The sequence below is a fragment of the Domibacillus sp. genome (assembly GCF_031181085.1).
In the GTDB taxonomy this organism is placed as follows: Bacteria; Bacillota; Bacilli; order Bacillales; family Domibacillaceae; genus Domibacillus.
In genome coordinates this window covers 48,560-71,382 of sequence record NZ_JAPSLE010000001.1, presented here as the reverse complement: position 1 = coordinate 71,382, position 22,823 = coordinate 48,560, and the positions used below count along the sequence as shown (strand labels likewise).

20 protein-coding genes are annotated in these 22,823 nt (G+C 46.1%); 3 read left to right on the top strand and 17 right to left on the bottom strand.

Features of this window, described 5'->3' with window-relative positions; genetic code table 11:
• Positions 1 to 45: 45 nt before the first annotated feature.
• From addA to RIN81_RS00405, 4 genes are all read right to left on the bottom strand, one after another.
• Positions 46 to 3,717: a helicase-exonuclease AddAB subunit AddA gene (addA, locus tag RIN81_RS00420; protein ID WP_309086811.1), complete on the bottom strand. Its 3,672-nt coding sequence runs from the start codon at positions 3,715 to 3,717 to the stop codon at positions 46 to 48.
• On the bottom strand, positions 3,704 to 7,174 hold the full coding sequence (gene addB, locus RIN81_RS00415) for a helicase-exonuclease AddAB subunit AddB (RefSeq protein WP_309086810.1): 3,471 nt from the start codon (positions 7,172 to 7,174) through the stop codon (positions 3,704 to 3,706). Before addB ends, addA begins: the two co-directional genes overlap by 14 nt.
• Before the next feature lie 87 nt (positions 7,175 to 7,261).
• Complete coding sequence (locus RIN81_RS00410; protein WP_242232390.1) at positions 7,262 to 7,831, bottom strand: TVP38/TMEM64 family protein; 570 nt, start codon at positions 7,829 to 7,831, stop codon at positions 7,262 to 7,264.
• Between the two features lie 36 nt (positions 7,832 to 7,867).
• Entirely contained in the window at positions 7,868 to 8,434 is a 567-nt protein-coding gene (locus RIN81_RS00405; protein WP_309086809.1) for a competence protein ComK, read from the bottom strand.
• A 171-nt stretch (positions 8,435 to 8,605) separates the two neighbouring features.
• Here RIN81_RS00405 and RIN81_RS00400 point away from each other — a divergent pair, with 171 nt between their 5' ends.
• On the top strand, positions 8,606 to 8,839 hold the full coding sequence (locus RIN81_RS00400; RefSeq protein WP_242232392.1) for an IDEAL domain-containing protein: 234 nt from the start codon (positions 8,606 to 8,608) through the stop codon (positions 8,837 to 8,839).
• Between the two features lie 104 nt (positions 8,840 to 8,943).
• On the opposite strand, the gene RIN81_RS00395 is transcribed toward RIN81_RS00400, so the two are convergent.
• The 4 genes from RIN81_RS00395 to RIN81_RS00380 form a co-directional block, all read right to left on the bottom strand.
• Positions 8,944 to 9,252, bottom strand: a complete 309-nt coding sequence (locus tag RIN81_RS00395; protein WP_309086808.1) for an AzlD domain-containing protein — start codon at positions 9,250 to 9,252, stop codon at positions 8,944 to 8,946.
• Positions 9,249 to 9,962, bottom strand: coding sequence for an AzlC family ABC transporter permease (locus RIN81_RS00390; protein ID WP_309086807.1), 714 nt, complete (start codon positions 9,960 to 9,962; stop codon positions 9,249 to 9,251). Before RIN81_RS00390 ends, RIN81_RS00395 begins: the two co-directional genes overlap by 4 nt.
• Before the next feature lie 96 nt (positions 9,963 to 10,058).
• A complete protein-coding gene (locus tag RIN81_RS00385) occupies positions 10,059 to 11,612 on the bottom strand; it encodes a fatty acid--CoA ligase family protein (RefSeq protein WP_309086806.1) in 1,554 nt (517 codons plus the stop codon).
• 212 nt (positions 11,613 to 11,824) lie between these two features.
• On the bottom strand, positions 11,825 to 12,559 hold the full coding sequence (locus RIN81_RS00380; RefSeq protein ID WP_309086805.1) for an MBL fold metallo-hydrolase: 735 nt from the start codon (positions 12,557 to 12,559) through the stop codon (positions 11,825 to 11,827).
• Between the two features lie 145 nt (positions 12,560 to 12,704).
• Here RIN81_RS00380 and yhfH point away from each other — a divergent pair, with 145 nt between their 5' ends.
• Entirely contained in the window at positions 12,705 to 12,836 is a 132-nt protein-coding gene (gene yhfH / locus RIN81_RS00375; protein WP_242232397.1) for a protein YhfH, read from the top strand.
• A 61-nt stretch (positions 12,837 to 12,897) separates the two neighbouring features.
• On the opposite strand, the gene RIN81_RS00370 is transcribed toward yhfH, so the two are convergent.
• The 8 genes from RIN81_RS00370 to hemE form a co-directional block, all read right to left on the bottom strand.
• Positions 12,898 to 13,320 carry a FixH family protein gene (locus tag RIN81_RS00370; RefSeq protein WP_309086804.1) on the bottom strand — a complete coding sequence of 141 codons (423 nt, stop codon included), beginning with the start codon at positions 13,318 to 13,320 and terminating at the stop codon, positions 12,898 to 12,900.
• Positions 13,317 to 14,696: a sensor histidine kinase gene (locus tag RIN81_RS00365; RefSeq protein ID WP_309086803.1), complete on the bottom strand. Its 1,380-nt coding sequence runs from the start codon at positions 14,694 to 14,696 to the stop codon at positions 13,317 to 13,319. Before RIN81_RS00365 ends, RIN81_RS00370 begins: the two co-directional genes overlap by 4 nt.
• The gene (locus RIN81_RS00360; protein ID WP_309086802.1) at positions 14,693 to 15,370 is read right to left on the bottom strand and encodes a response regulator transcription factor; all 678 of its coding nucleotides are present in this window, start codon (positions 15,368 to 15,370) and stop codon (positions 14,693 to 14,695) included. Before RIN81_RS00360 ends, RIN81_RS00365 begins: the two co-directional genes overlap by 4 nt.
• A gap of 1 nt (position 15,371) precedes the next feature.
• Complete coding sequence (locus tag RIN81_RS00355; protein ID WP_309086801.1) at positions 15,372 to 16,316, bottom strand: hypothetical protein; 945 nt, start codon at positions 16,314 to 16,316, stop codon at positions 15,372 to 15,374.
• Between the two features lie 90 nt (positions 16,317 to 16,406).
• On the bottom strand, positions 16,407 to 18,689 hold the full coding sequence (locus tag RIN81_RS00350) for a YhgE/Pip family protein (RefSeq protein ID WP_309086800.1): 2,283 nt from the start codon (positions 18,687 to 18,689) through the stop codon (positions 16,407 to 16,409).
• 62 nt (positions 18,690 to 18,751) lie between these two features.
• The gene (locus RIN81_RS00345) at positions 18,752 to 19,363 is read right to left on the bottom strand and encodes a TetR/AcrR family transcriptional regulator (RefSeq protein WP_375164471.1); all 612 of its coding nucleotides are present in this window, start codon (positions 19,361 to 19,363) and stop codon (positions 18,752 to 18,754) included.
• 78 nt (positions 19,364 to 19,441) lie between these two features.
• Positions 19,442 to 20,386 (bottom strand): ferrochelatase, encoded by a 945-nt coding sequence (gene hemH, locus RIN81_RS00340; RefSeq protein ID WP_309086799.1) that lies wholly within the window; start codon positions 20,384 to 20,386, stop codon positions 19,442 to 19,444.
• Positions 20,387 to 20,463: 77 nt separating this feature from the next.
• Positions 20,464 to 21,495 (bottom strand): uroporphyrinogen decarboxylase, encoded by a 1,032-nt coding sequence (gene hemE / locus RIN81_RS00335; protein ID WP_309086798.1) that lies wholly within the window; start codon positions 21,493 to 21,495, stop codon positions 20,464 to 20,466.
• Between the two features lie 177 nt (positions 21,496 to 21,672).
• Here hemE and RIN81_RS00330 point away from each other — a divergent pair, with 177 nt between their 5' ends.
• Entirely contained in the window at positions 21,673 to 22,182 is a 510-nt protein-coding gene (locus RIN81_RS00330) for an antibiotic biosynthesis monooxygenase family protein (RefSeq protein ID WP_309086797.1), read from the top strand.
• Between the two features lie 34 nt (positions 22,183 to 22,216).
• Here the strand turns inward: RIN81_RS00330 and RIN81_RS00325 are convergent, their stop codons facing one another.
• Positions 22,217 to 22,798: a phosphatase PAP2 family protein gene (locus RIN81_RS00325; protein WP_309086796.1), complete on the bottom strand. Its 582-nt coding sequence runs from the start codon at positions 22,796 to 22,798 to the stop codon at positions 22,217 to 22,219.
• Positions 22,799 to 22,823: the final 25 nt, after the last annotated feature.

The window sequence follows — 22,823 nt, the reverse complement described above, 5'->3', positions numbered from 1 at the left end:
TTTCCTTTTATGATTACTTGCTTATCATAACAGAAAAGGAACAATTTACGTATATTCCACTACATGGGCGCCATCTAAGAAAAAGACAAATTTCCCGTCAATTGGACGCTTCCAGATTCGCTCGACCGCTTTGGTATAAAGCCCGATTTGTACATTGTACCGCTTAGCCAGCACCGGCTTCGCTTCCTCGAAGCCGCCGGCGAAACGATCCGTGACCCGGTCTGTTTTATAGTCGAGTAAATACAAGCGGCCTTTGTATTCAAACAAGCAGTCAATAACCCCTTGAATCAAAACAACTTCATCGGATTCACCCAGACCTGCTTCACGTGCAGTCATGCCCATATTAAAAGGCAGTTCCCGCTGAACGTGATCAGCAGCGAGAAGCATTCTGCCAGGCTCGGTGGCAAAAAACGCCACAATCTCTCCCGCATCAACTGCTTCTGCCTGCTCAATCGTAAGCAGCTCTCTTCCGATCAATTCATCCAAAAGCCGTTCTACCGACACTTCAGATGGAGCGCGGTTTAAATCGATGTGCTGCATAACGGTATGAACGGCTGTCCCTATCTCTGCCTGTGACAGCTGCTTTTCCTGAACAAAGCGGGGCCGGCGGAAAATAGGGCGGCGGTAGGATCGGGCTGCTTCATTGGATGCTCCTTCACTGTAAATATCATTCGATCTCTTAAGGTCAGACACGGATTGTTTGGAACGGAGCCGGACGGCTTCAGGGAATCGGTATTCCCATGTCATCCGCTCTTTAATTTCTTCTTTTGCCGGTGACTGCTCTGGAGACGGCTTTCGTTCTTTCAATAAATCCAGCCAGGACTCTTCCTGCTCTTCACTTTCTGCCTGGGAAGCAATGAGGCTTTCAGCCGCTGTAACCCCAAGCTGAAAGCGGGATGGATGATCTGCAAAAAACGGATGGCCGCCTTTCACGTCATTGTGTCGCATCAGTGCCGGGCCAATCCAGTCAATGTAAGAACCAGCCGAAGCCCGGACCGCGTCCCCGAGCAGCCGTGACGGGTGCTCTCCTGACAGGGCCCACGCCTCCATTTTTTTCTCTAATTTTTTGACGGACGCTGTGACGACCAGCCGTTCTTTCGCCCGGGTCATCGCCACATACAAGACGCGCATTTCTTCCGCCAGAAGCTCCAGCTTCTTTTTGCGCTGAAAAGCAAGCTGCACAAGCGACGGCCAGGCAATTCGTTTCTGGGGATTCATATATTTCACAGCAATGCCATAATCCTTATCAAACAGCACACGCCCGTTTAAATCCATCATATTAAAGCGGCGGCCGGCCGCTGCTGTAAATACAACAGGAAACTCCAGCCCTTTACTCGCATGAATCGTCATAATGCGGACGACGTCTTCCTGCTCAGATAAAGCACGTGCTGTGCCCAAGTCATCTCCCCGCTCACGCATCCGCTCAATAAAGCGCAAAAAGCGAAATAGGCCGCGGAATGATGTTTCTTCGTACTGTCTTGCCCGGTCGTACAGAGCTCGCAAGTTAGCCTGGCGTTGCTTTCCGCCCGGCATTCCGCCTGCAAAAGCATAAAACTGTGTATCGCGGTACAAGATCCAGATTAAATCAGATAGAGCGCCACTGCGCCCAATGGAGCGCCACGTCTCAAGTTTTTCCATAAACGGAGCTAGTTTCTCCATTAACGCCGCATCGCCCCGGCCGTTTTCCATAAAAGCAAGCAGCGCTTCAAAGTAGCTTCCTTTTTTCGAAGCAAGCCGGATCGTAGCCATTTCATCTTCTGTACAGCGGACAATTGGCGAACGAAGCACGGCTGCAAGCGGAATATCCTGAAATGGATTATCGATAACATGGAGCAGCGACAGCATTACAGAAATCTCAGTTGCCCGGAAATAGCCGCCAGATGTATTGGCATAAACGGGGATGCCGGCATGCTTAAATTCTTCGATCATTTCTGGAACCCATGTAAGAGAGCGCATTAAAATGACGATATCCCGGTATTGAACCGGTCGCATGGAATTGGTTTTCGAATCCCAAATTGGATGTCCGGATTCAATCAGTTCTTTGATTTTTGAAGCAATGAAGCGGGATTCCAATTGAGACTGTTCTGCATCTTCACGATCCATTTCGTCCCCGTCTGTTTCTTCCGGAGCGTCGCTGTCAATAATGGCTACTTCAATTGGATAATCTGCTTCCGGATAAGAAGCCCCTAAAACAAGTGCTTCTTCTTCTCCATACTCAATTTCCCCCACTTCCGTTCCCATAATTTGCCCGAAAATATAGTTTGTTCCATCAAGCACTTCCCTGCGGCTGCGGAAATTACGAGATAAGCTGATTTTCAAGCCGGCATCTGCGCCTTCTGGATGAAAACGATTGTACTTGCCAAGGAAAAGACCCGGCTCTGCAAGACGAAAACGATAAATAGACTGTTTAACATCGCCTACCATAAAGAGATTGCCCGACTGTTCCTGATCATGGGAAACAAGGCGGACAATCTTTTCCTGAACCATGTTTACATCCTGGTATTCATCTACAAGCACTTCTTTAAAACGGCGTCGATAAGCCTGGGCTGCTTTAGAAGGCTGGCCGCCTTCCGTTAAAATAGCCAGCGCATAATGCTCAAGATCGCTGAAATCTGTCAGGCCTTTTTCCCGCTTAGCTTCGGCATACCGGGCTGAAAACGTCAGAACAAGCTCGGACAAGCGTTTCACAATCGGCTGCATTTCCGCCAAATCCTTCAGCCAGTTTTCAGGCTTCCGGCTAAAAAAGGTGTCTTTTAATTCGGTTACTATTTTTTTCGCTCTGTCCCGAACACCTTTAGACCGCTCCTTCAGCTCTTCATCGTAGTCATCGCCTTTGCACGTTTTTAAAGTCGGAAATTTAACCGACTGAAATGCGCTGTACCATTCCTCCCACGTTTTACACTCGAGCAGTGCGGTTACTATGGTGAGGTCTGCGGTGAAATTTTCTGCCCGCGGCACCGGACCGCCGGGCATCTCTGTCATTTCAAGCCCTTCGCGAAGCAGCGCCTCGGCACTTTGAAGCTGAAACCGAATATCTTTCTTCAATGGTTCTATAAAAGGAAGATCGTCAATTGCTTCAGCCGGTTCATACAAAGAAGGGAGTTCACTCAGCCAGCGTTCCGGATCTGGATGGGACCGCGCAAAATTAAATAATTGAATAACAGACTGCTGAAGCTCTACATCGCTTCTGTCTCCTGAAAAGGTATCAACCAATGCGAAAAAAGCTTCGTTGTCCGGGCGGGCATACTCTTCCTCAAGCAAATCCTCGAGTACTTCATCCCGAATCAGGACGGCTTCTGTATCGTCAGCGATACGGAAGCCTGGATCAATATCAATTAAATAGTAATACTTTCGAATAACCTCCAAACAAAAAGAATGGAGAGTAGAAATAGATGCTTTGTTTAATAATCGAAGCTGGCGGCGAAGCCGGCTTGAAGCAGGATCCCTTTCAATCTCTTCTTCCAGTGCTTCGCCAATCCGCTGCCGCATTTCTGCTGCTGCTGCATTGGTGAACGTGACAACTAAAAGCTCATCTACATCCACCGGTGCTTCCTGACGAATCATCTTTTGAATGATCCGTTCTACTAGAACAGCGGTTTTGCCAGAGCCGGCTGCCGCAGCGACCAGAATGTCGCTTCCTTCTGCATAAATCGCTTTCCACTGATCGTCCGTCCAGCGGGCTCCGTCCGGTTTTTCAGGAACTTTATAGCTGTTCATCGCTCTCCTCCTTCATCATTTGAATAATCTCTTCATTTTTTTTCGGCCGGATGATCCGGTAGTTGTTTTCATCCAGTGTATCGTCAAACTGGCATACCTGACGGTAAGAACAAAATGTACATGGCGTTTTTTTATTGTAACGGTACGGCGTAATGTCCACGCGGCCGGATACAATGGCATTGCCCGCTTTTTCGTACAGGCCGCGGACATGCCCTCTCATCGCGCTGAACTCGCTGTCATCAGCTGTTTTTGAACGTGCGGACAAGGAACCGTCTTTTTTAAAGCCCGCTGGAATAATCAGTGAGTCTCCTGTTTCAAGCTGCTTGTCCATTAAATGAATGGCCTCGTCTTCCTCCAGCACCAGCCCTTTCATTCGGAAGCTTTTCATCATTTCTTTTTCAATTTCATCAATTGTCATAAATTTTTTCGTATTTAAGAACGGATTGTGGACATGAAAATATAATACACCCCCCGGCCGTGCTTTCGTGCCGGTTAAAAGCGGTGAATGCGTAACGACGATATCAAGGTACGTCAGCATCTGCATCGCAAAGCCATAATAAATCTCGGTCATATCCACATCCCGTGTGCCGGATTTATAATCGATAACGCGTAAGTACGTATCGTTCTCTCCATGCGCACGGTCAACCCGGTCAATACGGCCGGCAAGCGACATGCGTGCTCCATTTTTTAATTCAAAAACGAGCGGCGGCAGTTCAGAACGCGGTCCAAATGCAAGCTCAATCCCAAGCGGTGAAAACCCGCTTATTTTTGCTTGTTCACTTAAAACCGTTGAAGCACGAGCAATAATCTGCTCGAGCTTATTCTGAATATAAAGGTGCCGGTGGGAACTCATTAAAATACGATTTTGAAGCTTCGGAGCGAGCTCTTCTACAGCTGTTTTCGCAAACGTCCGGCACTGTTCCGGTGTAAGCTCCGGCCATTTCATCCCTCTTTTTTCTACTTCTTCTGCAATCCATTTGAGTGCACCATGGAAAAGGTCGCCAATGTCCGGCGCTTCAAGACGGTACACAAGGCGGTCACGCAGCTTTAAGCCATGGCTGGCAAAATGGCTGAATGGGCATGAGTGAAAAGTCTCCATACGCGAAACGCTGGCAATCATATCCGTTCCATACAAATCAAGGCTTGTTTGATCTTCCAACGGTGTTGTTTTATTTTCATAGGCGAGACTATCAAGAACGAAGCCTGCTTTTTTTCTGCTGCTTTCCAGATACAGGTTATATACATCCCACCAAAATGGATAAACCGGGTATCCCCGCTTTTTCATTTGAAGCTGGGAGGTTAAATAAGACAAAGTCGGCTCCGGATGGCAAATGTATGCAAGCTGCTCCTCCGCCGGCAGATCAGCCGGATCGTTGGCAACGACTGTTTCCTCCATTTGTTCAAACCATTCCCGCATTCTTTTTAAATAAGGAGACGGCTGTAGGGACTTTCCTTCCGCATCCGCAATAGGCCATGAAACGTACAAGCGGTGTGATGGAACAGTAAAAGCCCGGTAAGCAATGAGTTCTTCATCAAGCAGTTTCGTTTTGCTGCCTGGTGCCACATGCATCCCGGAAGAAAGAAGCGCCTCTCTTTCTTCATCATCTAAAATGCCGTCCTCCATCTGACGGGCGGGAAAAACGCCATCATTCATGCCGACAATAAAAGCGGTATGAATATCGGCGAGTCTGGATTTATCCGGGTTGGCTACAATCACTTGATCGGCTGCCGGCGGCACAATCGAAAATTCAAGTGCTTCAAGCCCGGCATCGAGCACGGCAGCGAATTTTTTGGCATCCATTTCTTCACTGCCAGCTACCTCTGCATACTCATCGAGCATCCCGATCACCGCATCCCATGCCTGGTTGTGCTGTGCTGCTTCAGCCAGCTCACCGCGTTCCTCCGCTTCAATAGAGAGCTGCTCTATTTTCTCGGGTATATCCAGCTCTTCAATATACTGATAAAGAGCCCGGCAGCATTCCATCGCATTTTTGGCGCGTTTCATCCGCTTTTCAAGCCGGAAAAGCGGCGCTGCAATCGTTTCTTTCATTACATTTAAACGTGCTTCAAATGCCCGTTCCTCATCCGTCTGGGCAACAGCGGTAAATTCGAGTCCCATGTAACGGCGGTAGGTCCAGCGTTCGCCGTTCGTCCAGCGCTCGCCATAAATTCCATGAGCCAGCACATAGTTTTCAAGCAGGTCCATTCCGCGCCGGACCTGTTCGCGCGGCTGGTCAAATGAAAAAAGCAAATCGGTTTTAACTGCACGAAAAACTGCTTCGTAACGCCAGTTTCCGCCGATTACTTCCAATGAAGAGCGAATCAGCTCTACGAGCGGATGATTAAGCATCGGTCTTTTTTGATCGATAAAAAACGGGATGCTGTAGTCATCAAAGACGGTCTCGATAATAGACCGGTAGTCTTCCCCGTTTCGTGCAAGGAGCGCTATTTGCTTGTAACGCAGTCCTTCTGTGCGGGAAAGGCGGCGTATTTCACGCGCTGCTGCTTCAACCTCCGCCCGTCTGCTTGCCGCCTGCCAGAGAGCGGTGCCGCTGCTGTGGGCTAGGGCTCGTGCCGGACGTTTATCGAACTGCATTTCAAGATGAATAAGAGAAGCCTCTTTCTGGCGTTTATGGCCATACAGGATCAGATCTTTTTTTATATCGATTTCCTCTTCTGCCGCAATCCGATACAAATCATGATACGCACGTCCCGGCTGGCGGAACAAATGCGTGTCCTCGGGCGCCTCATCCCGGAACGGACGGTCAGTTGTCAGGGCAATCGTGACTTCATTGGCTGTTTTCATTAATACTCTTATTACGTCATATTCCTGCGGCGTAAAGCTGTGAAATCCATCTATATATATATCAGCTTCCCGTACATAAGACGAGGAAGCGGCCATTTGGGCAAGGAGCCTCAAATAATCCTCGGAATCTATATATTTGCCGGCAAGCGCGCGCTCATATGACGTATAAATCATTTGCAGGTCACTCAGTTTGTCTGCGAGAGCAGCCGGTACATGCTTGCGGTGCTCTTCCATTTCTTCAGGGACAATTAAATACTGGCGAAATTCTGTCAGCATCTGTTCAACCGTGCTGACAAACCCTGTTTTATCGGCTGCTTTTGCAAAAACGGCTAAATCCTGGCGGCTCTCTTCAATAATTTTTCGAATTAAGATATTGCGCCCGGCTGGCGTTATATGCTGCCTGCTCATGCCGCCTTCCTGCTGCAGAACACGCCAGGCAAGACGTGTCAGGCTGTATACCTGCGCCCGGATAATGCCTCCGACTTCCTGGTCAGACGCCAGGCGGTACTCTGACAAGAATGACATTTGCTCAGGTACAATATAAATAAGCGGCTTTCCGTCTGGCTGCCGGATAAGACGTTCTTTTATTTCATTTATAATATGCTCTGTTTTTCCCGAACCGGAACGTCCGATAATAAATTGTAAAGCCATCCGGATTCCTCCTTTTACTTCCTTTCAGTATAACAAAGATCATACGTTCGGTCAAAAGAACAAAATAAAAACGGCCCTTAGCCGTTTTTATTTTTGCAGACGCTTTTCCAATTGTTTTCCTGCTGCCCATAGAAGAGCAATCGCTGCGATAATAACAGCCGTTCTTCCCGGCTGATGAATAAGAGCGAAAAGATCGTGGCCGACGTAGCTGATCGTAAAAATCATGACGGTTTTTCCCGCCATAACGGCAAATAAATATTGAACCACACTAATATGAGACAGGCCCGCTACGATATTAACAATCGCAGAAGGCGTGAACGGGAAGCACAACATCAAAAAAATGGGCGCAAAGCCATGCCTGTCCATCCAGTTCATCATTTGTGCAACCTGCTTGTTTCGCTGCAGGAAACGTAAAATACGCTGCTGCCCCAATCTTCTCACAAGCAAAAAAACAAGGAAAGACCCGGTGACGGCCCCTCCCCATGAAATTAAAAAGCCGAGCCAGAGCCCAAACGCATTTACATTTGCAAGAACAAAAGCAAAAAGCGGCAAAAAGGGCAGGAATGCTTCAAGCAGCGGAAGCAGGAAGCCCGGCAGCGGCCCAAATGACTCGTACCGCTGAATCCATTCCATAATATGGTCTATTGAGAAATTCATTGACTTGTTCCCTTTCGTTATCCATCCTTGTTGTGCTCATTCCCTGTTTCGGGTATAAAAAAACGAAATGATATTTTCTTTTACCCCGACAACATATTGAGCACGATTGACTTTTTCGGTTTGTATAGAAGGTGAACTGGCATTACCCCTTTCATAAAGTTCTTTTGTCATCATAATCTGATTATGAACAGCAAGAGGCGAGACCGGCACCATAATGGCTTGATCGTCTGTAAATGTTACTTTTGTTTGTTTTTTATCGATTTTTTCCAAGAATTTTAAATGGGAAAGTGTAATCCATATACATTCAGGTTTTAAATGAGAAATCGTCGGGAATAGATAAGTACCTTTCAAATGATCCACATTAACCGGAACTTTTCGATTGATGCCAAGGACTCTGGTAGACGCTTCTCTCCGGCCGTCATAGGTTGAAAGGTAGCGAATGCAGCTTTGCCGAATAATTTTCAGCGGCGTTTTCTTTATCATAACCGGTTCTTTGTTTTTTTCATACACTTTTGTGTATTCTCCAAAACGAATCGGTTCCAGGGAAAGAGTACGTTCATTGATAATATATTCGCTGTTTACATCATTCGGCTGGTTGTTCACTTGATCGACTCACCCGTTTCTTTCATTTATTTGAACGACTTTATTCTATCATTTAGCAGTAAAATTGTCCCATTTGCCACGAGAAATAATTTTCTAAAAATTTTAAACTTTCTGTTGATTAGTTGTTTGGAATCCCATATAATAAAAAAAAGGTATCTGAGGTGATTAAAAATGGAAAACAACAATTACTTTGCTGAGATGATGAAGTCCCCGATGCCCCGTGAAAAAGAAAAAACAGTAATGAGCGAATTTATTGACAGCTTTTTAAGCGATATTCTATACAAAAAAGAAAAAGCGGCCTTAATGGAAAAAATCGATCTTTCACTTGATAAAGGCGACCGTTCCGCTTTTATTGCCCTATCTGATGAATTAAACCGTTTGGAGAAAACCTATCGCGCATCTTGATGCTTCCCTTCACACTGGTTTCCCCAAACGACAAAATCCCATATTCAACCTAAAAGCCCCGTATCCTTCTAGATACGGGTGCTTTTGAGTGTACATTCCCCCTCTCACATTGAAAAAACGGATAAAACCGTTAAAATTCCAATTGACCCAAGAACCGTAACAATAATGTTAGCGCCTGTAAACGCAAGAATAAAAGCTGCCGCTGTTCCAATTAAAGCAAAGGCCGTATTTTCATGAAAGGTTAAAATTCCTGGAAAAATAAGCGCGCCTAGAGTAGCATACGGAACATTCTGCAGTATTCCCTGCCAAAAAGAAGGCAGCTCTTTGCCTTTAAACAAAACAAATGGCAGCATACGCGGAATATATGTTACGAGAGTCATCCCTATCACAATGGCCGCAATCGTTATACTCATTCTCTGCTCCCCTTTCTTTTTGCCTGGTCAGCTGCTTCAATACTGATCGCGGCAATAAGCGTTGACACAATAATAGACCAGCCGCTTGAAAGAGCATCCGAATACGTAAAGATACAGTTTAATACCGCTGCAGTAGAAGCCAGCAGGACCGCTTTTGCGCTTTTTTTAAGCGACGGCACCAAAAGACCAATAAACATGGCGTATAAGGCAATGCCCATACTTTCCTGAACAACAGGCGGCATGGCACTTCCTGCCAGATAACCGACTCCCGAGGCGAGCACCCAGCTGGAATAAGAAATAAGCACAAGACCTGCCATAAAAGAGGAATGAAGCGTTCCGCTTTTCATTGCCGCCACTGAAAATGTTTCATCTGTCACGCCAAAAGCATAAGCGGCTTTTTTCCAGAGAGGCTCTTCTTCCGCTTTTTCATTTAAAGCAGTTGACATTAGAAAGTGGCGGATGTTCAGAATAAAGGTCGTCAGCACAATTTCAAAAATCCCTGTGCCGATCGTGATCAAGCTTAAAGCTATATACTGAGCGGCTCCGGCAAAAACAAAGATGCTCAATGACATCGCCTCGGCCAATGTTAATCCCGCACTTTTAGCGAGCAGGCCATATGTAAGAGCTGCCGGCACATAACCAATGGCAATGCCTATGCCGGCTGCGAGCCCATCTTTAAATTCGCTTTGCGCTGCCGCTGTTGTTTCCACTTCGTCCCCTCCATTTTCTCGTTTTTCAACAAATTATACTCTTTTGCGTGGAGTCTAACAATAAAAAAATGCGCCGGCAGCAGGCTGGCGCGTGGATTATCTCTGTTTTTCAATTTGTTTTTTAAGAGATTTTCTTAAAATTTTTCCAGTCGTGTTTTTTGGCAGCTCTTTTAAAAACTCTACGGATGATGGCACCTTATACGAAACAAGTCTTTCTTTGCAATATGTCCGGATCTCTTCTTCGGTTAAGGAATCTCCATGTTGAACAACAAAAGCGAGAACCGCTTCTCCATAATCGGGATCCGGGACACCAAGCACAGCGGCTTCTCTGATACCGGGATGCTCATATAAAACTTCTTCTACTTCACGCGGATATACATTGTACCCGCCTACTAATATGAGATCTTTTTTCCGGTCTACAATATAAAAATAGCCTTCATCGTCCTGGCAGGCCAAATCCCCGGTATACAGCCAGCCGTCCCGAAGAACAGCCGCTGTTTCTTCCGGCATTTTATAATATCCTTTCATCACATTTGGCCCTCTCACAATCAATTCACCTACCTGGCCAAGTGTTATTTCTTCGCCGATTTCATTGACGATTTTGTTTTCAACGTTCGGAATAGAGCAGCCAATCGAACCGGCTTTACGTGGACGGTCAAGCGGGTTGAAACAAGTAACCGGGCTTGCTTCTGACAGTCCGTATCCTTCTGAAACGCGCACATAAAATGTTTCCTCGAACTGCTTCAAAAGAGAGACGGGCATAGGCGCTCCGCCGGAGATACAAAGGCGGACAGACGAAAAATCAGCCGGTTGTGCCTTTGAATGCTGTATTAAAAAAGAATACATGGTCGGCACACCAGCAAACACAGTCGCTTTGTGTTCTTTAGCTGCCTGAAACACTTCTTTTGGGCTGAATGACGGCAGAATAATGATTTCAGCTCCGCAAATAAGAGGCGTATTCAGCATGACCGTTAAGCAAAAAATATGAAACATCGGCAGAGCGGTGATGACAATATCTGAATTCGTCATAGATAAGTACTCGGCAATATCCCGCGCATTTGAATACATATTTTTATGCGTCAGCATGACACCTTTCGGCTGGCCGGTTGTACCAGAGGTATATAAGATCACAGCTGTATCTGCTTCGCACAAATCCAGCCTGCAAAGAGGATTTTCACACTCAGCTAACTCAGAAAACGTTTTCAATTTTAGGGAAATAGAAAGATCCGGCTTATCAGGTTCATGTGTAAAAGAGTGATCAGATGTATAGAGAATAAACTGGCTGACAGCTGGAAGTTCCTGATGCATACTTTCCATAACGGGAAGCAGCTTGTCCGTCGTCACAACTGCTTTTGTATCACTATTTTGTAAGATATAAAGTAATTCATTTCGTGTATAAGCTGGGTTGATTGGAACCACAATGAGACCCGCCCGCAGCGCCCCATACAACGAAACGATAAACTGCGGTGAATTGCCCAGCAATAAAGCAATGTGGTCACCCTTTTGAAAACCAAGTAACTGCAGGCCGGCCGCAAATCGTGTAGCATTATCGTTCAGCTCCCGATAAGTCGCAGACGTATTTAAAAATGTATATGCTCTTTTGTTCGCTTGAATAGACCCCATTTGTTCAAGTGCCCATGATACATTCACCGTTTCATCCTCCCCCGTGTCAAACAAATAATAAATCTGTTTTCTCTATTATATAAAACAACAAAAAAGCCGCAAGTGCGGCTTTTGGGCTGCCAGCAAATGCCCGCTTTCAATGTTACCTGCCCGCTGTGAATGCTCATGCCTCTAACCGCTTCCCATCCGGCAGTGTTCCTTGAAGGACAAGTGTTTTGAATCAGCCTGCTTTCTATATTTTAAAAACCAATTTCCAAGTTTTCTCTTGCGAGCATAATAGGGCCGCTGAATTCTTCGCCGGCTTCCTGGACAAGCTGATCAAGTTCTCCAAAGTGAGGCAAATGAGTCAGCACTAATGTTTTCACTTGTGCTTCCCTAGCAAGGATGCCGGCTTCCTGCGCTGTCATATGGCCGGCCGAAGAGCCATCCATTCCTTTATATAAGTTGCTTTCAGCAAGCAGTACATCTGCACCTTGTGCAAAAGATGCAAGCTCCCTGTGAAAGGCGGTATCCGCTGTATACACCACCGTATCTGTTCCGTCTGTAATTTTGATGGCATAGCAGGGCGCCGGGTGATTTGTTTTGAAAAATGAAATCGAAAAAGGCCCGGCTTGAAGTGTATCCGCAGGATTATAAGCAACGCCCTTCGTTATGTTTTTGTACATCAAGGTTTGGAATCCGTCTGCTTCATTATGTCCGTAAATAGCAAGAGGCTCTTCCCTCGTTTTACTTGTAAAAGAATCAATTAAAAGCGCATGCTGCAATACGCCAATATCCGCTACATGATCTGCGTGATAATGGGACAGAATAACAGCATTAAGATCTGCTGGCTTTAAATGATTTTGCAGTTTCGATAAAACAGCGCTACCGCAGTCTACAAGCAGCTTGAAACCGTCATGTTCAACCAAATATCCGCTGCTGGCCTCATTCGCTTTCGGAAAGCCGCCCCAGCAGCCTAGTACAGTTACATTCATGTATGTATGCTCCTTTCTTTTTTCATTGTATTCCCTTATTCCGAAAAAATAAAATAAATTTTCAGAAAACGGTTGACGATTCGGTTCTGTTATAATACACTGTTAATAACAAATCAATCAGTTATATAACAAAGGAGAGACAAACATGATCACAGACATCGTTGAATTTTTCAAAAACCTTCCGCCAAAACAATGCACAAGCTGCGGTTCTCATATCGAAGAACAGCATGACTGCTACAGCAATACATGCTCAACTTGCGCATCAAAGGATCTGTAACCCTGTCGCCTGCGTCATAAAAACCCCCTGCCTCAACCGGCAGGGGGTTTCATTTACGTTTTTATTGCGCTTCTTTATCCGACTGAGCCGGCGTGACAGCATTGCCGACAGAAAAAGCCGATTTTGGCATTGTGTGCAATCCTCGTGCTGTAACGTGCACCTGTACATAATAAACAGCTTCTTCATTAAATGTTTTGGAAACAGTATATACACCATTTCCCTTTGAGACTGCATCAAGCATTTCGCTGCTTTCTTTATGGCCATCTTTCCAAATTTCATATTTTACTTCATCGGGATTATCAACTGGTTCTCCGTCTTCGGTAATGGTAGTAGAAACCGTGACTTCTTCGCCTGCATCCACTTTTTCCGGTACATGAAGAACAGCTTCAACCGGATCGGGAAGCGGAGGCGGCTCGTTTTTTTCAGGTGCACAGGCGGTCAGCAACAATCCAAGCATCATCATGCATACTGCTTTCCTATTCATGTTTCCTCTCCTTCTTCCATCAGCGCCGGCAGAGTAACCGTAACGGTTGTCCCTACTCCTGCTTCGCTTTGTATATTAAGCTCTCCTCCATGGCGTTCAACAATCTGCTTCACAATCGACAAACCCAAACCTGATCCTCCGTCTTCACGGGTACGCGCTTTATTGATACGGTAAAATTGGTTTGTGACCTTCGGAATTTCTTCCTCAGGCATGCCGGCTCCAATATCACGAACGATCCATTTAACTTGATCTTTTTCTTGTCTGAGCGTAATGTAAATGGGCTTATTTTTTTGCGAATACCGCACCGCGTTGTCAATAATATTGGTCATCACTTGACTCAGTCTGTCTTCATCCCCATATACAATCGTTTTTTCGTTTATGTCAAGCGCAAAACGGTTATGCTTCAGCCGAAACATGTCGACAGTCCGATAAACAAGATCGGCAAGCGGAAGAAAGGTTTTTTCTATGTTCATTTTATTCGAATCGAGCCGGATTAATTCAAGCAGATCGTTTACAAGGCGCTCCATTCGGGCGGCCTCGCGCTGAATAATACTGAGCTGCTGTTTCGGGCGGCCGATACCGTTTATCATTGCTTCACTATAGCCCTTTATATAACTGAGCGGAGTACGAAGCTCATGTGAAACAGTTGCCAAAAATGTTTTCCGCTGTTCGTTTTCTTTTTGAATCGCTTCAGCCATTTCATTGAATGTACGCGCAAGCTGGCCAAACTCATCCTTTGATTCAGCCGGTACGCGTGCCATATAATCCCCTTTTGATAAACGGACGGCCGCTCCTTTCATCTCTTCAAGCGGCTTGACTACATGGCGTGTCCATCTCATGCCTCCATACAGGAGAACAGCCGTCAGCATTGCAGCCCCCGCTGCCCAGAACAAAATCAGGCTCGACACAAGTTCATCGATTCGTTCGAGAGGTATATACAAATAAAGAATGCCTTTTAACTGCTTATCGTCCAAAAGTGGATAAATAACGGAAATAATCTGCCGGTCAAACCGCTCGGAATAACCGGTTTCTTCAATCATTTTACTTTCCAGCAGCTTTTCTCTTTCTTCCGGCCCGATCAGTGTTTCATAATCCGCTTCATATGGAATACAGGCAGCAAGCTCCCTCGGATTATGTACGGCGAAAGCTTCAAATGGTGACTTTTCACTGAACCAGCCGACGCGTTCTACAAATGCAGCGTTCAATTCTCCTCCCTCATAATCGTCCGACAGGTTTTCTGCCGCGGCTTTCAGTTCGGCTTTAACACTTTCTACATACAGCTTTTCATACAGCGTATAAGAGAGGCCAAATGCAGATCCAACTGCAAGAAGAACAAAAATAAACAGCGTCATCCACAGTTTTTTCCGAAATGTCATATTGTGCCGTCCACAAATTTATAGCCAATTCCCCAAACGGTTTCAATGGAGGCTCCTTCGTGCTTCAATTTCATCCGCAATGTTTTAATATGTGTATCTACTGTTCGGGTGCCGCCCCTGTACTCTGTTCCCCAGACGGTTTCAAGCAGTTCTTCCCGCGAAAAAATTCGCCCCCGGTTTTTTGCAATAAGAACGAGCAAGTCAAATTCTTTCATTGTTAGCCCGACGGCTGTACCGTCTACCTTTACCGCCCGGGAATGAATATCGATCAAAAGAGTTTGATGCTGGATCGTCTCCCGTTTATCCGTCGAAGAGCCGAATCGACGAAGCACTGCTTGAATACGGGCAGTCATTTCTCCAGGAGAAAAGGGCTTCACAATATAGTCATCTCCTCCAAGCGAAAAGGCGCGCACCTTGTCCCACTCTTCTCCGCGTGCGCTCAAAAAAATAATGGGGATGTCGCTGTAAGCACGGATGGCCTCGCACACGGCAAATCCATCGCGCCCCGGCATCATAATATCCAGCAGTATAAGGTCCGGCTGAAGCTCTTTTAATTTTTCTTCCGCTTCTTCTCCATTTAAAGCTGAGCTGACGGTGTACCCGGCATTTTCCAGATACATCGTGACCAAATCCACCATATCCTGCTCATCATCTACAACTAATAAATGCGTCATCTCATTCACCTTCTTCAACAAAAATCATAAATGGTCCTTTACCTATATTAATAGTCTTGCGTTTTTCAAGTGTTTTTTCCTCATACAAAGAAAGTGTACCGCTGTCATAGCCGGCTGAAAGAACGGTTTTTCCAAGCACGGCAATGGCGAATGGATTGGCCGGCGCGTCCGTTTGCGCCGCCAATTTTCTTTCTGGATCAAAAGCAAACAGCTTATTCGATCCATGGCTCGCGGCATACATAAACCCGCTTTTTGAAGCAAAAGCAATGGGCATGACCGGTGCATCCGCTGTTCCAGTCAATGAGCCGGTTTCAAGTGAATAGACATGAATGGTTTCACCGGCACGAGCCCCAACCCCATGGCCGCCAACCCACAGCTCGTTTTTTTCTTTATTTACAGCTAAGCCAGTCGAAGACGTTGGGATGGCGAATTCCCGGGTAATGCGGTGTGTGTGTACATCCAATTCTGATAGTACCGTATCCCGGTAATTAATAATATACAATTTCCCTTTATATTCAAGCATGGTCATCGGGTAATGCCCCGTTCGTGTTTTTTTTGTTTCCCGGCCTTCGCTATTTAAAAAATGGACCGCTCCGTCTTCTTTTACTGAAAGTGCCACTTCATTTGTTTCTTTTACATAAGCCGCACCTGTCACTCCTTTTGGCACTTCCCACTCCGCAAGCTCCTTGCCCGTCTCAACCGAGTAAAGCTTGGCATGGGTAAGTTCTGTGCCGTACAAAAGCATTTTATCGTCAAACAGAAGACTGCCTGTGTATGGTTCGTCAAACGCCCACTCAGCAAGTATGGTCCCATCGGGTGCGATAAAGGTTATGCCCGGCTCTTTAATGGTTAAAACAGCGGCAAACTTATCTGCATGAACCGGCTCAAACGCTGCGCGGCCGCAGCCGGCAAGCAGCAAAAGCATGACCAGTATAATACTTTTCACTTTTATGCGCCTCCCTGCTTTTCCTTTCATTATAGGGATTGGGTGTGAAATAAGTGTGAAGATTATTCGAAAAAGACGGATGAAGCCGTCTCATGCTGCTTCAAGCCGCCCATACTGCTTTTTGTACTGGCCGCGGAAATACAAAGCAGTTACCGTTATATTAAACAGGGCAAATCCAATTAAAACAGCGGCATTCTGCCACATAAATGTATAATCACCACTTGAAATAACAGCTCTAAACGCATTGATCGAATAAGCCATTGGCAAAAAGCTGGTCAAGTGCTGCAGTGCTTTCGGAATAAGCTCGAGCGGGAACGTTCCGCCGCTCGCTGTCAACTGGCTGATCAAAATAAGCACTGCTGCAAAACGGCCTGGATTGCCAAGGATCGTGGCCAGCATTTGAATGAGCGTCATAAAAGCAGCGCTCGCGATAAACGCCAATATAAAAAAGCGCGGTACGCTTTGCACATGCAAATGAAGTACGCCGAGCAAAAAGATTGATGCAGCTGCTGCCTGACACACACCGACAAGCAGAAAGATACCAAGCTTTCCACGAAACCAGGCAAGTCCGCTTTTCGGCTGCTCCGGCGCTTCTTTGAGCGGGAAAATAATCGTCAGCATAATCGCACCAACAAACAAGCCGAGTGACAGCATATAAGGCGCCATGCCTGTTCCGTAGTTTGGCACTTTGTGTAAGGATTCTTTTTCTACCTGCACTGGTTCTGCCATCATATTATACGTCTCATCATCAGCTTTCACATCTCCTGCTTCACCCGCTGCTTTTGACAATTCCGCCTTCAATTTTTTTGTTCCTTGTTCCAGATCAGCAGATCCTCTGGCGAGCTCCGCAGAACCGTCAGCCAGCTTCCCTACCCCGTCAGATAACTGATGGGACCCGCCGGCAAGCTCCGATAATCCGGTTGAGAGGTCACCCGCTCCTTTTGCCAGTGTATCGGCTCCTGATTTCGCTTCGGCTGTTTTTTCGGTCAGCGTATTTAATCCGGTTACGAGTGTCCCGCTGCCTGATTGAAGATTTTTCGTGCCTTCATTTAGTGCAGCGGCTCCCGACTGGAGATTCCCAAGACCCGCCTGTAGCTGCTGCTGGCCTTTTTGTATCTCTCCAAGTCCAGCCGATAATTCATCCAGCTTGCCAGGCATCGTCTGTGAAACTGATTTATTTAATTCCCGTGCTCCTGATCCAATCTGGCTGCTTCCACCTTGCAGCTCATCAACCCCCGCTGAAATGCCTTCATTCAACTTTTCCTGCTGCGCAGCCATTTTTGTTTGCATAGCAGCAATCTGTTCTTCCGTCATCACCTGTGATAACACCGGCAGCAGCTCATCCATTTGGGCTTTTTGCGCTGCACTGATTTGACTTTTCAACTTTGCTTCAAATTGATCCATGCCAGCGTTTAATTTATCTGCGCCTGAAGCAAGAGAAGCAGCTCCATCCGCCAGGACTGGAACCTGTTCGCGAAATTGGTCTACGCCGCTTTTTGCAGCAGCGGTTCCGTCTATCAGCTTCGGCATACTGTCATTTGCTGATACAAGCCCGTCTTTAAGAGAAGCCGACCCGGCAGCAAGCTGATCGATGCCCGCCTGCAGATTCTGTCCTCCGTCTGCAAGCTTTGCCTGTCCGTCTGCAAGCTGACTAAGGCCGCTGGAAAGAGAGGCCGCTCCGCTTGCGACCTGCTTCGACCCTTCCGTTGCTTTGTCTACTCCCGAAGCAAACGAAACCGAATTGTTCGCAAGGTCGGCCAGATTTTTTTTCAATTCACTCGTGCCTTTTGTTATGTTCAGCGCGCCTTCGTCAAGCTTTTCGGCCCCTTTTTCAGCTTCTGTGTAACCCTCTCCCATTTTCTTAACAGCGTCAAACATCGACTTTGCATACGTTTTTGTGACGTCCTTTTGAACAGAAGCCCGGATTTCTTTCATCGCAGACTGGCCAATTTGCGAAGAAACAAAATTGTAGCTTTCATTTGGCGTATAAATTAATTCAAGCTTTTCCGGTTTTGCATCCATTAATGTCGTAGCGTTTTGGGAGAAGTTTTCAGGTATTTCAATCATCATATAATATTTCTGCTGTTTTAAACCGTCGAGTGCTTCTTTTTTGGTGACGATGTGGAAATCAAAATCATTGCTTTTTTGGAGCTCTTTCTCGAGATCATCACCAATATGAAGGTTTTCTCCTTCGTAATCCGCTCCCTTATCGTTATTAACAACTGCAACCGGCAGCTGGTCCAAATGTCCGTATGGGTCCCAAAATGCCCATAAAAAAATACCGGAATACAAAAGCGGAATCAGCATAATGGCAATGATCGAAATGCGCAGCATTCGATTTTGGCCGATTTCTTTTATTTCTTTCCAAAACATATGATTACCTCCATGTTGACCAAATCGTTCATCCGGTCATTTTATTTCAAAAAGAAAGCCCCTTACCGGGACAGTCCTTTAAATATAAACAGCTCAAACAGTTTAGCAATTTCTTCTTTTGACAGCGTGCGGCCGCGCCGCTCCCAGTCCGCTACGAGCGTAACATAAAGCTTCAGCATCACAAAAGCTGCTATCTCCGGATCTGTCTGCTCAATTTCATTTTTCTCCATCGCTTCTTTCGCTTTAGCGGCAATATAAGCGACAATGGCATCTTCCATTTTTTTTAATGCCTCGGCTGCTGCGGGTGTACCCATTTCCTTTTCTTCCTGGAACAGCTTGATCGCAAGCTGATGCTTTGTGCGGAAAACAAGCATTTCAAACAGCGCCAGATGAACATTTTCCTGGAAGGAATGTGACGGGTCAATGACGGCTTCTGCCGCTTCTTTCATTTCTTCGATCAATGTCACCCAAATATCTTGAAATAATTCATCTTTATTTTTAAAAAAGGTATAAATAGTGCCTTTGCCGACATTGGCCAGTTTCGCCACCTGGTCCATTGTGGTGGCCTTGTAGCCAAACATTGTAAACGATTTTGTTGCGGCTTCAATAACATCTTTTTTCCGTTCCGACACCACTTCTTCACCTCTTTTTGACCAAAATAACAATTTGGTCATTTAATTCTGATGCTTATTTTATGCTCCCCTTCTTTGCTTGTCAATAAAAAATCCCGCCGAAAAACGGCGGGATAGATATTATAGTTTTCCTTCTTCTTTTAAGTGCTTCATGACTACAGCACCAAGCGCCTCAATAAATTCCGGACGGGCGTTTGGCATGGCTGGACGGTAGTATCCAGCACCGATTTCATCTGTAACAACCCGGCATTCATAATCATTATCGTACAGCACTTCAAGATGATCCGCCACAAATCCGGCCGGCACATACATAAACGCCTTATAGCCGTTTTGCTCATATAAATCACGCGTTAAATCCTGAACATCCGGGCCAATCCATGGCTCCGGCGTATTGCCGGCACTTTGCCAGCCAACAGCATACTGCTCAACGCCCGCTGCGCCGGCAATTAAGTCGGCTGTTTCTTTCAGCTGCTGTGGATACGGATCACCTGCTGCAATGATTTTTTCCGGCAGGCTGTGCGCGGATACAATCAGTACAAAGTTCTTTCTTTCTTCCTCGCTCATCGTTTGAAGCGTTGCTTCAATTTGATCTGCCCAGTATTGAATAAATTTAGGCTCCTGATACCAGCTTTCAATTGACGTAATGGAAGGTCCGTTAATATTCGCTGACGCTTCAGCCGCCCGCTCATTATATGACTTTACGCTAAACGTAGAGAAGTGCGGCGCCAATACGATTGAAACAGCTTCTTCAATGCCGTCCTGCTCCATTTGATGTACAGCATCTTCAATAAAAGGCTCGATGTGCTTTAAGCCAATATACAGCTTGAATTCGATTTCCTGCTGCATATTGTTTAAGAAATCTGTAAGCTTCTGCGCCTGCTCTTCGGTAATTTTAGCAAGCGGCGAAATACCGCCAATGGCTTCATAGCGGCCTCGCAAATCTGCCAGCGCTTCCTCTGACGGCTTGCGGCCGTGCCGGATATGCGTATAGTATCGTTCAATATCTTCTTCTTTATAAGGCGTTCCGTACGCCATCACAAGAAGGCCCATCTGTTTTTTAGTCATGCTGCTTCCACCTCGTTTGATTCATTGCTTCTTTTGCCTAGTATGACATGAGAAAAAGATTCGTTAAAACAAATGGCTTATCGTGCCGTATATTCATGAACAAATGCCGTCAGACGCTTTAACGTATCCGGATTTACTTCCGGGAATACACCGTGCCCAAGATTGAAAATATGGCCCGGTGACGCCAGCCCCTGATCTAAAATCGCCTTCGTACGCTCTTCAATGACTTCCCACGGAGCCAGTAAAATGGCAGGGTCCAGGTTCCCCTGCAATGTTTTGGTCAAGCCCATTTCTCTTGCTTCAGCGATTTGGGTGCGCCAGTCGAGTCCGACTACATCAAGCGGAAGGTCATGCCACTCTTTTGCTAAATGGCTCGCGCCTACTCCAAACATAATCAGCGGCACCCCTTCTGAACGAAGCCCGCTGAAAATCCGTTCCATCACCGGTTTAATAAACGTCCGGTAATCAGATACGTTTAGCGCACCTACCCACGAATCAAAAATCTGTATGGCTTTGGCGCCTGCTTTAACTTGGGAACGAACATATGTAATCGTCATGTCCGCGAGTTTATCCATAAGCGCGAACCATGCTTTTGGCTCCGCGTACATAAATGCTTTTGTTTTATTGTAGTTTTTGGATGGCCCGCCTTCGATCATATAACTGGCCAGCGTAAAAGGCGCACCGGCAAAACCAATTAATGGGACGTTCAACTGCTCTTCTGTCAGCAGCCGGATGGTCTCAAGCACATAAGGCACGTCGCTTTCCGGGTCGATCTCTCCAAGTTTTTCTACGTCCTGCAGCGAGCGGATCGGATTTGAAATCACCGGGCCGATCCCAGATTTTATATCTACATCCACTCCAATAGACGGAAGCGGGGACATAATATCTTTATAAAGAATCGCTGCATCAACATCGTACTGCTCAACCGGCAGGCGTGTAACATACGCACAAATTTCCGGATGGTGTGTAATTTCAAAAAGCGAATATTTTTCCTTCAGCTTCCGGTATTCCGGCTGTGAACGTCCTGCCTGGCGCATAAACCAGACGGGTGTATAGTCTGTTTTTTCTCCCCGTGCCGCTTTTAAAAATGTATCATTCAAATGCCTCATATAGATTGAGAGCCACCTTTCAACTATGACAGATTAGAATTACTATTATGTATTATAGCTTACAATATGGTACTTTTCACTAAAGAGGTGTACTGTTCGCAAATTTGCCAAAATAACGTGTGGAAATTGGAAAGAAGGGTACAAAAAAAGATATACTAGAACGTGAGGTGATTGGAGATGAATGTGTTTATTACAACCGGAACGTATGACTTTTTAAAAACCATCCAGAAAAAGCACAGTAAAGAAAATATTTTACTGATGGACGGTGCCCAGGGCGCGGCCCTTGTTCATGAAACAAGCGGCAAAACGGTTTTTTCAACCCCGCGCCGCTATGAAGTCGTGGATGCTTCTGGAGAACTGGTAAACCGCGGTTATGTTGTTTTAAACAATATCCCTGTAACGGACGAAGGCCGCCCTTTATTTGAACACCGCTTTAAAAACCGGGCAGGCGCGATTGAGAATCAGCCAGGATTTCTCTCAATTAGAGTTCTGCGCCCAATTAAATCAGATACGTACGTTATTTTTACACAATGGGAAGATCCGGCGTCGTTTGAAAATTGGAAATCCTCCCAGGCATTTAATGAAGCACACAAAAAGCGTGGTACCGAAGGCGGGCTTGATAAAAAGCCAAATATCTTTTCCGGTGAATCTTACGTAACAACCTTTACTATTCCAAACGAACAATAACAGCCAGGGGGTACCCCCTGGCTTCTTGCCGTTTTTATGCTTGAAGGCGGCGATTAAGCCGCTTGTTTAAGAAAAAAGCAATCAGCAGAAAAATCCCACCGCCCAGCAGCCAGCCAGCTGCTACATCCGTTGCATAGTGGGCATGACCCGCTACCCGGCTGGCGCCTGCTAAAAAGGCAAGCAGCAGTGCAGCCGCATAAAAAGAAATGGTTTTTTTCACATATAAGCAAAGAAAGTAGGCCACAAACAAATAAAAAATAAGCCCGATCATGGCATGGCCGCTGACAAAGCTGAACCCATCTTCTCCATGCGGAAAGGGCGGCCGCTCGCGGGCGACCCACTCTTTCAATGCTTTATTTAGTACATTTCCGAGTCCTACACCAATCAAAACGGCCGTCACACCTGCTATGTTTCGCTTCCAAAACAGGAATACAATAAGCAGAATAGCCCCTCCGCTTAAAACAGCTTGAGAGCCAAGCACGCTGAAAGGGGTAAAAAAAGAATCTCCCTCAAAAGCATCGAGCATAGCGCGGTCGATGCCTGATGCCCAGCCAGAATCAAATCCAAATAATAAAACCGCAAATAAAATTAAACAAACTAAACTAATCCGAAGCACCCTCTACACCCCTGTATGTTTTTCA

Coding starts and splice junctions, on each gene's coding strand:
- RIN81_RS00395 (WP_309086808.1), bottom strand. CDS start 9,252: ATGAGTATAACGATTGCGGCCATTGTGATAGGGATGACTCTCGTAACA.
- RIN81_RS00365 (WP_309086803.1), bottom strand. CDS start 14,696: ATGACATTTCGGAAAAAACTGTGGATGACGCTGTTTATTTTTGTTCTT.
- RIN81_RS00360 (WP_309086802.1), bottom strand. CDS start 15,370: ATGACGCATTTATTAGTTGTAGATGATGAGCAGGATATGGTGGATTTG.
- hemH (WP_309086799.1), bottom strand. CDS start 20,386: ATGACTAAAAAACAGATGGGCCTTCTTGTGATGGCGTACGGAACGCCT.
- hemE (WP_309086798.1), bottom strand. CDS start 21,495: ATGAGGCATTTGAATGATACATTTTTAAAAGCGGCACGGGGAGAAAAA.
- RIN81_RS00350 (WP_309086800.1), bottom strand. CDS start 18,689: ATGTTTTGGAAAGAAATAAAAGAAATCGGCCAAAATCGAATGCTGCGC.
- RIN81_RS00380 (WP_309086805.1), bottom strand. CDS start 12,559: ATGAATGTAACTGTACTAGGCTGCTGGGGCGGCTTTCCGAAAGCGAAT.
- RIN81_RS00345 (WP_375164471.1), bottom strand. CDS start 19,363: ATGACCAAATTGTTATTTTGGTCAAAAAGAGGTGAAGAAGTGGTGTCG.
- addA (WP_309086811.1), bottom strand. CDS start 3,717: ATGAACAGCTATAAAGTTCCTGAAAAACCGGACGGAGCCCGCTGGACG.
- RIN81_RS00370 (WP_309086804.1), bottom strand. CDS start 13,320: ATGAATAGGAAAGCAGTATGCATGATGATGCTTGGATTGTTGCTGACC.
- RIN81_RS00400 (WP_242232392.1), top strand. CDS start 8,606: ATGGAAAACAACAATTACTTTGCTGAGATGATGAAGTCCCCGATGCCC.
- RIN81_RS00330 (WP_309086797.1), top strand. CDS start 21,673: ATGAATGTGTTTATTACAACCGGAACGTATGACTTTTTAAAAACCATC.
- addB (WP_309086810.1), bottom strand. CDS start 7,174: ATGGCTTTACAATTTATTATCGGACGTTCCGGTTCGGGAAAAACAGAG.
- RIN81_RS00410 (WP_242232390.1), bottom strand. CDS start 7,831: ATGAATTTCTCAATAGACCATATTATGGAATGGATTCAGCGGTACGAG.
- yhfH (WP_242232397.1), top strand. CDS start 12,705: ATGATCACAGACATCGTTGAATTTTTCAAAAACCTTCCGCCAAAACAA.